The sequence below is a fragment of the Streptomyces sp. AC627_RSS907 genome (assembly GCF_019049165.1).
Genome location: NZ_JAGMUE010000183.1, coordinates 54,513 through 66,434 on the forward strand (window position 1 = coordinate 54,513; position 11,922 = coordinate 66,434).

General features: G+C 74.4%; 5 protein-coding genes. All 5 read left to right on the forward strand.

What is annotated here, in order from left to right; translation table 11 throughout:
• Positions 1–4 precede the first annotated feature (4 nt).
• Positions 5–4,363, forward strand: coding sequence for a cation-translocating P-type ATPase (locus KUM32_RS31020; RefSeq protein ID WP_217145289.1), 4,359 nt, complete (start codon positions 5–7; stop codon positions 4,361–4,363).
• A gap of 412 nt (positions 4,364–4,775) precedes the next feature.
• Complete coding sequence (gene dusB, locus KUM32_RS31025; RefSeq protein ID WP_217145290.1) at positions 4,776–5,942, forward strand: tRNA dihydrouridine synthase DusB; 1,167 nt, start codon at positions 4,776–4,778, stop codon at positions 5,940–5,942.
• Between the two features lie 510 nt (positions 5,943–6,452).
• Complete coding sequence (gene ppdK, locus KUM32_RS31030; protein WP_217145291.1) at positions 6,453–9,182, forward strand: pyruvate, phosphate dikinase; 2,730 nt, start codon at positions 6,453–6,455, stop codon at positions 9,180–9,182.
• A gap of 238 nt (positions 9,183–9,420) precedes the next feature.
• Positions 9,421–10,629 carry an acyltransferase gene (locus KUM32_RS31035; protein WP_217145292.1) on the forward strand — a complete coding sequence of 403 codons (1,209 nt, stop codon included), beginning with the start codon at positions 9,421–9,423 and terminating at the stop codon, positions 10,627–10,629.
• A gap of 131 nt (positions 10,630–10,760) precedes the next feature.
• Positions 10,761–11,693 (forward strand): oxidoreductase, encoded by a 933-nt coding sequence (locus tag KUM32_RS31040; RefSeq protein WP_217145293.1) that lies wholly within the window; start codon positions 10,761–10,763, stop codon positions 11,691–11,693.
• Positions 11,694–11,922: the final 229 nt, after the last annotated feature.

Consider the following 11,922-nt stretch of genomic DNA (forward strand, 5'->3'; position numbering starts at 1 on the left):
AACGATGGCCGGTGGACTTCTGACCCTCGCCCAGGGTGCCGTCACCGGGCCCGTGCTGGCCGGGCCGCGGCTGCTCGCACGCGGCACCGCGCCCGCCCTGGGAGCCGCGGCCGGCGCGCTGGCGGGCACCGCACGAGCGGGTGTACGCGGCGCCGACTTCGCGGGGCGGGCGGCACGGGTCGTCCGCGCCGCGCTGCCGGGCGGCACCCGGGACTGGCGGGCGGGACCCCGGGCGCACCTCGCGCTCCGGCCGGCCGCGACGGACGCGGTGCGCCGGGCGGGCGGCACGGAACGCGTGGCACGGCGGGTGGCGGCGGCCCTGGCCGAGCACCCGGACGTGGTGCTCGCCTACTGGGACACCGGCCTCGCCCGGCTGGTCGTGACCGCGACCGAGGACGCACTCACCGACCGGGTGGTGGACCGGGCAGTCGAGCTCGCCGAAGAACACGGACTGGCCCGGGCGGGAACCCGGGGCGGCGAGGGCGACCCGGTGGAGGAGCCGCTCCACCCCGGCGACCCGGCCTCGGTCCGCGTCGCGGCGACCGCCCTCGGGGCCGACGCGCTCGGCATCGCCGCCGCCGTGACCGCCGCACGCCTGCGGCTGCCGCCCTCGCCCCGTCTGGTGACGGCCGCGGCGACGCTGCTGCGCGAGAACCCCGCCTTCCGCCGCCGGCTGCGCGAACGGCTCGGCGACCGCCGCATGGACGTGGCGATGGCCGTCGCCAACGCGGCCGTCCACGGCGCGGGCCAGAGCCCCACCTCCCTGGTGCTCGACGGCGTGCTGCGCGCCTGCCAGCTCACCGAGGCGGTGGCCCGTACGGCGGCCTTCGAGGTCGTGCACGACCGGCTGTGCGTCCCGGCCCGGGGCAGCCTGTCCGCGGACCCCGCCCTGCGCCCGCCGTTGCGGACCTCGCCCGCCCAGGAGTACGCCACCCACGCCTCGACCGGCAGCGTGGCGGGCGCGGTGGCCACGCTGCTCGTCAAGCACGACGTCGCCGAGGCCGCCGAGGCGGTGCTGGCCGGCTCGCCCAAGGCCGCGCGCTACGGTCCCGCCGCCTTCCACGCCGTGCTGAGCGCCGCCCTCTCCCGCAAGGGCGTGCTCGTACGCGACCCCGAACGGCTGCGGCAGCTGGAGATGGCCGGCACCGTCGTCCTGCATCCCAGTGCGCTGCGGGTGCCGGGCACGGGCGCGGACCCGTGGACGGAGGAGGTACTGGACGCGGCGCGGCGCGCGGGCCTGCGCGTGGTGATGGTGGAGGACCCGGCACTGGCCGACTTCACCGGCCTCGCGGACCAAGTGGTGTCCGCCGAGCGGCCGTTGCGCGAGGTCGTGGACGGACTGCGGGCCGAGGGCGGTGTCATCACCGTCGTACGGCCCCGGCCCGGTGACGACGACGCGGTGTGCGCCGGGCTGCTCGGCGGGGACGTGGCGGTCGCGCTGGCCGACGCGGACAGCCCCGTGGCGTGGAGCGCGGACGTCCTCGCGCCGGGCGGCCTGGCCGACGTGTGGCGGCTGCTGCGCGCGGTGCCGGCGGCCCGGAAGGTCGGGCACCGGTCGCAGACCCTGGCCCGGTCCGGTGCCGCGCTGTCCGGGCTGCTGGTGGCGGTGGGCGAGGCACGCGGCAAGGGCGGGAACGGGGGCGCCGCTTCCGCGCTGCCCGGGCTGCGGCACGCCCCGGTCGACGCGAGCGCGGCGGCGGCCCTGCTGTCCGGGGCGCGCGCGGCGCTCGGCGTGGCGACGGCCCGTGCGCCGCACCCCCGGGCGCGGGTGGCGTGGCACGCGCTGGACCCCGGCGACGTACGCGAGCGGCTGGAGCTGGAGCACGAGAGGGAGCCCGAACCGACCGTCGTCGAGCAGGCCACGGGCCGGCTGCGCGCGGTCGCCGGACGGGCCGGCCGGGTGCGGGCGCTGGCCCCGGCACGCTGGTCGTGGCAGCTGGCGCGGGCCGTGCGAGGGGAGCTGGACGATCCGCTCACCCCCGTGCTGGCCGTCGGCTCCGCCGCCTCCGCGATCCTCGGCTCGGTCGTGGACGCCCTGCTGGTGGTCGGCGCGCTCGACCTGAACGCGCTGGTCGGCGGGTTCCAGCGGCTGCGCGCCGAGCGGGCGCTGTCCGGGCTGCTGGCGGAGCAGAAGCAGAAGGCGCGGGTCACCGAGGAGCCCTCCCGGGAGGGGGAGCCGACCATCATGGACGCGGCCCGGCTGCACCCGGGCCACGTGATCGAGTTGAAGGCGGACGACGTCGTGCCCGCCGACGCCCGGCTGCTGTGGGAGGACGGGCTGGAGGTGGACGAGTCCGCGCTGACCGGGGAGTCGCTGCCCGTCGACAAGTGCGTGGACCCGGTGCCCCGCGCGCCCGTGGCCGAGCGGTACTGCATGGTCTTCGAGGGCACGACCGTGGTCGCCGGCCGCGCCCGGGCCGTCGTCGTCGACATCGGCGACCACACCGAGGCGGCGCGGGCGGTGGCCCTGGCGGCCCGTACGCCCTCGGCGGCCGGAGTGCAGGCGCGGCTCCAGGAGCTGACCCGCAAGGCGCTGCCCCTCACGCTGGCGGGCGGGGCCGCGGTGACCGGCCTGTCGCTGCTGCGCGGAGCGCCGATCCGGCAGGCCGTCGCCGGTGGCGTGTCGGTGGCGGTGGCCGCCGTGCCCGAGGGGCTGCCGCTGGTGGCGACGGTGGCCCAGCTGGCGGCGGCCCGCCGGCTCAGCCGCCGGGGCGTCCTCGTGCGCACCCCGCGCACGCTGGAGGCGCTGGGCCGCATGGACACCATCTGCTTCGACAAGACCGGCACGCTCACCGAGAACAGGCTGCGGCTGACACGGGTCGCGGGGACCGACGGCACGGTCCGCACGGCGGGCGACCCGGACGCCGCCGACACGGTACGGATCGCCGCGCGCGCCTGCCCCCGCCTGGACGGCGACGGCACCCGGCCCACCCACGCCACCGACGAGGCCGTCCTGGACGCGGCCGGGGACGACCCCCGGTGGGCGCAGGACGAGGGCCTGCCCTTCGAGACCTCGCGCGGATACGCCGCCGCCGTCGGACGGGACGGCGACGGAGCGCCGGTGCTGGTGGTCAAGGGCGCCCCGGAGACCGTGCTGCCCGCCTGCGCCGACCTGCCGCCGCAGGCCTCCGAGAGGGCGCAGACCCTGGCCCGCGACGGACTGCGCATCATCGCGGTGGCCTCCCGTCCCCTGCGCAGGGGCGAGAAGCCGGCCGACGTCCTCGAACAGCAGCCGTCGGACCTGGAGTTCGCGGGGCTGCTCGCCCTGGCCGACGTGGCGCGCGAGACGTCCCCGGCGCTGGTGCGCGGGCTGCGCGAGGCGGGCGTACGGCCCGTGGTGCTGACCGGCGACCATCCGCAGACCGCCCGCGCCATCGCCGTCGACCTGGGCTGGCCCGAGGACGCGGTCGTGGTCACCGGTGACGAGCTGGCCGCCGCCGACCGCTCGGCCCGCTCCCGCATGCTGCGCGACGCGGACGTGGTGGCCCGGGTCGCGCCCGAGCAGAAGCTCCAGGTCGTCGAGTCCCTGCGGGACGCCGGGCGGGTCGTCGGCATGGTCGGCGACGGCGCCAACGACGCGGCCGCCATCCGGGCCGCCGACATCGGCGTCGGCATCAGCGCCCGCGGCTCGGCCGCCGCCCGCAACGCCGCCGACCTGGTCGTCACGGGCGACGACCTGCTGGTCCTGGTGGAGGCGGTCCGGGAGGGCCGGGCGCTGTGGCACAGCGTCGCCGACGCCATCGCCATCCTGATCGGCGGCAACGCGGGCGAGGTCGGCTTCGGCATCCTCGGCACCGTCCTCGGCGGCGCCGCCCCGCTGTCCACCCGCCAGATGCTGCTGGTCAACCTCTTCACCGACCTGTTCCCCGCGATGGCGGTGGCGGTGACGCAGACGGGGGACCCCGCGCAGGAGGACGCCGACGCGGGCGCGCCGCTCGGCACGGCGGTGCTGGGCGCCCCGCTGATCCGCCAGATCCGGCACCGGGCCATGACCACGGCGCTCGGGGCGACCGCGGCCTGGCTGTTCGGCCGCTTCACCCCGGGCTCGCGGCACCGCTCCACGACGATGGCGCTGTGCGCGGTGGTCGGCACCCAGCTCGCCCAGACCCTGGCCGACCGGCGCGGCAGCCGCCTGGTGCAGGTCACCTCGCTCGGCTCAGCCGCCGCGCTGGTCGCCCTGGTCCAGACCCCGGGCGCCAGCCAGCTCTTCGGCTGCACCCCGCTGGGTCCGCTCGCCTGGGCGGGCGTGGCCGCGGCGATCGCCCTGGCGCTGGCGGGTCAGCGGGCGCTGCCGAGGGTGGAGGAGGCGGTCGTGAGGCACTGGCCGAAGGTGACGGAGCGGCTGCCGGAGGCGGTGCGGTGAGACGGTCCCGCCGGTGACCTCCCGGCGGCGGACGCCGCGAGACGGGGCGTCCGGCGCCGGGATCCCGCCGGTGGCCCCCGCCCGCGGACGCCGAGGGTGGGGGATGCGGTGACATGGTCCTGCCGGTCGGCCCTCGGCGGTGGACGCCGAGTCGGGGTGGGACGCCGAGTCCGGGTGGGACGCCGAGTCGGGGTGGTACGCCGAGTCGGGGTGGGACGCCGAGTCGGGGTGGTACGTCCAGTCGGGATGGGACGCGAGTCGGGGCGGCGCGGTGACGCGGTCGGTGCCGCGCCGTCCCGCACCGGCGGCACGGGAGGGCCGCCGGTGCGGCGCCGCCGGCGGGGCGATGCGGCAGGCGTGATCCTCGCCCGGGGTGCGGCCGGCACCGTTCCGGGTGCGGGACAATGGGGGAATGTCCACGCCCACCACGCCCGCCCCCAGCACTGTCACCCCGCCGTTGCAGGTCGGCCCGCACACCGTCGCGCCGCCCGTCGTCCTGGCGCCGATGGCCGGCATCACCAACGCGCCCTTCCGCACGCTGTGCAGGGAGTTCACCGGTGGCAAGGGCCTGTTCGTGAGCGAGATGATCACGACCAGGGCGCTGGTCGAGCGCAACGAGAAGACCATGCAGCTGATCCACTTCGACGCGAGCGAGACGCCGCGCTCGATCCAGCTGTACGGCGTCGACCCCGCGACCGTCGGCAAGGCCGTCCGCATGATCGCGGAGGAGGACCTCGCCGACCACATCGACCTGAACTTCGGCTGCCCCGTGCCCAAGGTGACCCGCAAGGGCGGCGGATCGGCCCTCCCGTACAAGCGCAACCTGCTGCGCGCCATCCTCCGCGAGGCCGTGAGCGGCGCCGGCGACCTGCCCGTCACGATGAAGATGCGCAAGGGCATCGACGACGACCACCTCACCTACCTCGACGCCGGCCGGATCGCCGTCGAGGAGGGCGTGACCTCCATCGCCCTGCACGGCCGCACCGCCTCCCAGCACTACGGCGGCACCGCCGACTGGGACGCCATCGCCCGGCTGAAGGAGCACGTCCCGGAGATCCCGGTGCTCGGCAACGGCGACATCTGGTCCGCCGAGGACGCGCTGCGGATGGTGCGGGAGACCGGCTGCGACGGCGTCGTGGTCGGCCGCGGGTGCCTGGGGCGGCCCTGGCTCTTCGCCGACCTGGTGGCCGCCTTCGAGGGGCGTACGGAGGACTACGTGCGGCCCACGCTGCGCGAGGTCGCCGACGTGATGGTCCGGCACGCCACCCTGCTCGGCGAGTGGATCGGCGACGAGGCGCGCGGCGTCATCGACTTCCGCAAGCACGTCGCCTGGTACCTCAAGGGCTTCGCCGTCGGCTCCGAGATGCGCAAGCGGCTCGCCGTCACCTCCTCCCTGGAGGAGCTGCGCGCCGGCCTCGGCGAACTCGACCTCGACCAGCCCTGGCCGGCCGGCGCCGACGGCCCCCGCGGCCGCACCTCCGGCAACAACCGCGTGGTCCTGCCGGACGGCTGGCTCAAGGACCCGTACGACTGCGCGGGCGTCGGCGAGGACGCGGAGCTGGACACCTCCGGCGGCTGACCAGCCCAGCTTCCCCGCGTACCCGATGGGCGGCGGACCCGGCGAGAGGGCCGGGTCCGCCGCCCCGTCCGTACGTCCGCCGCGCACGGCCCGCTCACGCACGGCCCGCTCACGCGCAGCCCGTTCACCCGTCCCGCATGGTGAAATCCGGCGACCTGTGGCAGCGTGATTCTCGCCACCTCTGATAGGGGGAGTGCTCAGATGAGCGGATCACAGGCGAGTCCACTTCTCAAAGTGTGGCACTCAGTGCCACGTCTTGAGCGTTCACCGACCGAACTCAAACGTGGAGAATGAAGCTCATGCGAGCGCTTGTCGGCGGCCGGTCCGGGGCGATGCGTTCAAGAAGTGAAAACACGCCCGGTCGGGCGCTTGCCAAGCCGTGACTTTCGATCCGCTGGCGGACGAGTGGTTACAGGCGCATGACGCGCAAGTGGACGTACCCAGGTGCCTTCGATCTGGGTACATTCTCGCCGTCAGGGCAGCCACCGCGTCCTCGAGGAGTCGAGACCCGTGTCGGAAAACAAAGATCCCCAGGTAGCGAACGCAGCGAAGTTCGTTTACGACTTCACCGAGGGCAACAAGGACCTCAAGGACCTGCTCGGCGGCAAGGGTGCCAACCTCGCCGAGATGACCAACCTGGGCCTCCCGGTCCCGCCCGGCTTCACCATCACCACCGAGGCCTGCAAGGTCTACCTCGACAGTGGCGAGGAGCCGGCGGCACTGCGTGACGAGGTGAGTGCGCACCTCGCCGCCCTCGAAGAGAAGATGGGCAAGAAGCTCGGCCAGGCCGACAACCCCCTCCTCGTGTCGGTCCGCTCCGGTGCCAAGTTCTCCATGCCCGGGATGATGGACACGGTCCTCAACATCGGCCTCTCCGACAAGTCGGTGCAGGGCCTGGCCCAGCAGGCCGGCGACGACCGCTTCGCCTGGGACTCCTACCGGCGGCTGATCCAGATGTTCGGCAAGACCGTCCTCGGTGTCGACGGCGACCTCTTCGAGGAGGCGCTGGAGGCGGCCAAGGCGGCCAAGAAGGTCACGGTCGACACCGAGCTGGAGGCCGCCGACCTCAAGAAGCTGGTCGCCAAGTTCAAGAAGATCGTCAAGACCGAGGCAGGCCGGGACTTCCCGCAGGACCCGCGCGAGCAGATGGACCTCGCCATCAAGGCCGTCTTCGACTCCTGGAACGGCGAGCGCGCCAAGCTCTACCGCCGCCAGGAACGCATCCCGCACGACCTCGGCACGGCCGTCAACGTCTGCTCCATGGTCTTCGGCAACCTGGGCCCCGACTCCGGCACCGGCGTCGCCTTCACCCGCGACCCCGCCTCCGGCCACCAGGGCGTCTACGGCGACTACCTCCAGAACGCCCAGGGCGAGGACGTCGTCGCCGGCATCCGCAACACCGTCGCGCTGGCGGAGCTGGAGCAGATCGACAAGAAGTCGTACGACCAGCTGATGCAGATCATGGAGACGCTGGAGAACCACTACCTGGACCTGTGCGACATCGAGTTCACCATCGAGCGCGGCCAGCTGTGGATGCTCCAGACCCGCGTCGGCAAGCGCACCGCGGGCGCGGCCTTCCGCATCGCCACCCAGCTCGTCGACCAGGGCCTGATCGACGAGGCGGAGGCCCTCCAGCGGGTCAACGGGGCCCAGCTCGCGCAGCTGATGTTCCCCCGCTTCGACGAGGACGCCAAGGTCGAGCAGGTCGGCCGGGGCATCGCCGCCTCACCGGGCGCGGCGGTCGGCAAGGCCGTCTTCGACTCGTACACCGCCGTCAAGTGGTCCCGCTCCGGCGAGAAGGTCATCCTGATCCGCCGCGAGACCAACCCCGACGACCTCGACGGCATGATCGCCGCCGAGGGCATCCTCACCTCGCGCGGCGGCAAGACCTCCCACGCGGCCGTCGTCGCGCGCGGCATGGGCAAGACCTGTGTCTGCGGCGCGGAGGAGCTGGAGGTCGACACCAAGCGCCGCCGGATGACCGTGCCCGGCGGGCACGTCGTCGAGGAGGGCGACGTCGTCTCCATCGACGGTTCCTCCGGCAAGGTCTACCTGGGCGAGGTCCCGGTCGTGCCCTCCCCGGTCGTCGAGTACTTCGAGGGCCGCATGCACGCCGGCGCCGAGGACGCCGACGAACTGGTCGAGGCGGTCCACCGGATCATGGCCTTCGCCGACCGCAAGCGCCGCCTGCGGGTGCGCGCCAACGCCGACAACGCCGAGGACGCGCTGCGCGCCCGCCGTTTCGGCGCCCAGGGCATCGGCCTGTGCCGCACCGAGCACATGTTCCTCGGCGACCGGCGCGAGCTGGTGGAGCGGCTGATCCTGGCCGACACCGAGGCCGAGCGCGAGGAGTCCCTGAAGGAGCTGCTGCCGCTCCAGAAGCAGGACTTCGTCGAGCTGTTCGAGGCGATGGACGGCCTCCCGGTCACCGTCCGCCTCCTCGACCCGCCGCTGCACGAGTTCCTGCCCGACATCACCGAACTGTCGGTGCGCGTCGCCCTCGCCGAGTCCCGCCAGGAGCCGCACGAGAACGAGCTGCGCCTGCTCCAGGCCGTGCACCGCCTGCACGAGCAGAACCCGATGCTGGGCCTGCGCGGCGTCCGCCTCGGCCTGGTCATCCCCGGCCTGTTCACCATGCAGGTGCGGGCCATCGCCGAGGCCGCGGCCGAGCGCCGGGCGGCCAAGGGCGACCCGCGCGCCGAGATCATGATCCCGCTGGTCGGCACCGTCCAGGAGCTGGAGATCGTCCGCGAGGAGGCCGACCAGGTCATCGCCGAGGTCGAGGCGGCCACCGGCGCCAGGCTGAAGCTGTCGATCGGCACGATGATCGAGCTGCCGCGCGCCGCGCTGACCGCCGGCCAGATCGCCGAGGCCGCCGAGTTCTTCTCCTTCGGCACCAACGACCTCACCCAGACCGTGTGGGGCTTCAGCCGCGACGACGTCGAGGCCAGCTTCTTCACGGCCTACCTGGAGAAGGGCATCTTCGGCGTCTCCCCGTTCGAGACGATCGACAAGGACGGCGTCGGCTCCCTGGTCGCCGCCGCCGCGAAGGCCGGCCGCGCCACCCGCCCCGACCTGAAGCTCGGCGTCTGCGGCGAGCACGGAGGCGACCCCGAGTCGGTCCACTTCTTCCACGAGGTGGGTCTGGACTACGTCTCCTGCTCCCCGTTCCGGATCCCCGTGGCCCGGCTGGAGGCCGGCCGCGCGGCGTCGCAGTCGAAGGGCAGCGACCACCGCTAGACCCCCGCGGGGCGAAGACCCCGGAGCCGCCGTCTGTCACCCGACCACCCTCACCGATCGGCGGCGGCTCCGGACCACGAGAGGAGGCGGCACCCGTGCGGGGGTGCCGCCTCCTCTCGTCTTCCCTTCCCCTGTGACGTGGCGCACGGAATGAATTCCCGCCGGCTGAGCAGCAGCAGGCTGTCAGCGAAGTACGAGAGCCCTGGTAGTGGACAGCGGCCGACCGGGACGGTGGGGGATGACCCAGACGGATCACAGGGAACCGGCCGGAACGACCACACCGTCCGGGGACGGGGAGAGAGCCGCCCGGGGAGTGCCGGGGACCCGGGCCGTCGTCGGGGCGAGAGTGCCGGAGGCCGGACCGCCCGTCCGCAGGGACCGGCTCGCGGCGCTCGACGGCCTGCGCTTCCTGGCGGCCCTGTCCGTGGTCCTCTTCCACTTCGTCGGTCAGGTTCCCACCACGATGGAGACCATCTGGGGCCGCCCCGTCGGAACCGTCTTCCCCGAGGCGCACGGCTACTTCGCCTTCGGCCGGCTCGGCGTCGAACTGTTCTTCCTGATCAGCGGCTTCGTCATCTGCATGAGCGCGTGGGGGCGCACCCCGCGCGACTTCTTCATCTCGCGCGTCACGCGCCTCTACCCGATGTACTGGGCGGCGATCGCCGTGACCGCGTGCGTGGTCTACTTCGCGGACAACCCGTTCGGGCACCCGCCCGCGCGGGTGCTGTTCGCCAACCTCACGATGCTCCAGAAACCGCTGGGCGTGGAGAACCTCGACTCCGTCTACTGGACGCTCTGGCCCGAGCTGTGCTTCTACCTCACCTTCGCGGTCGTGGTGTGGAAGGGCCTGACCTACCGGCGCGTGGTCGTCTACTGCGGACTGTGGACGGTCGCGGCGGTGCTGGCACCCGGCGCCGGCATCCCGCTGCTCACGCTGCTGGTGAACCCGCCCTCCGCCCCGTACTTCATCGCGGGCATGGCCTACTACCTCATGTACCGCTACCGGCCGACGCCGCTGCTCTGGGGCATCGTCGCCATGTCGTGGCTGGTGGCCCTGCACTACCTGCTGACGCCGGGCGGCGGACGCGTCGACTGGGACCTCTGGTCCCCGGGGCGCGGCTGGCTGATCCTGGTGATCACGGTCTTCTTCCTGCTGGTCGCCGCCATCGCCCTCGGCTGGACCAGCCGCCTGCGCTGGCGCGGACTGACCGTCGCGGGCACGCTGACCTTCCCGCTGTACCTGCTGCACGACGCCATCGGCGTGACCGTCCTGCACCACTTCGGCGACCGAGCCGACCCCTGGGCCATGGTCGGCGCCACCGTCGCCGGCCTGGTCGCGTTGTCGTACGTCATGCAGCGGTTCGTCGAGCGCCCGGTGGCCCGGGCCGCGCGGCGGTGGCTCAGCAGCGCCGCGTTCAGCCTGAAGCCGCCGGCGCCGCACCGCTGAGCACACGGCCGGCAGCGGTCCGCCGCCGGTGGGGTCGCGCGTGCGAACGCGGGGGAACCGGACGACAACCCCCTGCGCCGGCCCGCCGGACGCGTACGGTGAGCAGGGGCCGATCCGGGAAGGAGCCGTGGATGACCGGCTGGAACGTGGGCGACATCCCGGACCTGGACGGGCGCGTCGCCGTCGTGACCGGGGCCAACGGCGGCCTCGGGTACGTGGTGTCCCGGGAACTGGCACGCAAGGGGGCGCGGGTGGTGCTCGCCTGCCGGAGCCAAGCGCGCGGGAGCGCGGCCGTGGAGCGCCTCGTCGGCGAGGTGCCGGACGCCGCCGTGGAGCAGGCGCGGCTGGACCTCGGGGACCTGGGCTCCGTGCGGGAGTTCGCGCACGGACTTCCCTACGAGCGGGTCGATCTCCTCGTCAACAACGCCGGGGTGATGGCGCTGCCCCACGGCACGACGGCCGACGGCTTCGAGACGCAGTTCGGCGTCAACCACCTGGGCCACTTCGCCCTCACCGGCCTGCTGCTGCCCGCCCTGCTCGCCGCGCCGGCCGCCCGCGTCGTGACCGTCTCCAGCCTCCTGCACGCGCTGGCCAACATCGACCCGCGCGACCTCAACAACGTACGGCGCTACGGGCGCTGGAGCGCCTACGCCCGCTCCAAGTCCGCCAACCTGCTCTTCACCCACGAGCTGGCACGCCGGCTCGCGGCGCTGGACGCCGGGACGGGCCTGAGCGCCGTCGCCGCCCACCCGGGGTACGCGGAGACCAACCTGCAGACCGCGGGACCGCGGGCCGAGGGACGCCGGCTCGCCGAGCGGGTGATGCTGCTGGCCAACCGGGTCATCGCCCAGCCCGCCGAGGCGGGGGCGCTGCCCGTCCTGTACGCGGCGACCGCGCCCGGCGTGGCCGCCGACTCCTTCACCGGCCCGTCCTTCGCGATGTGGCGCGGGGCGCCCGCACCGTCCTGGCGGGCGCCCTGGACCCTCGACGACGCGATGGGGGAGCGGCTGTGGGCCGCCTCCGAGCGGCTGACGGGCGTCACGTACGAGGCGCTGAAGACCTGACCGCCCCGGTGGGGGCGCCGGAGCGGGCGGACGGCTGTGGCGCGCCCGGTGGGGGCGCCGGAGCGGGCGGACGGCTGAGGCGCGCCCGGTGGGAGCGCCGGAGCGGGCGGACGGCTGAGGCCGTCTGTCCCCCCGTCGACGACCAGGCCGGCCCCGCCACGGACGCGGCGCCGTCCGACGCCAGGTACAGCACGGCTGCCGCGGCCTCCTCCACCGCCGAGACCTGGCC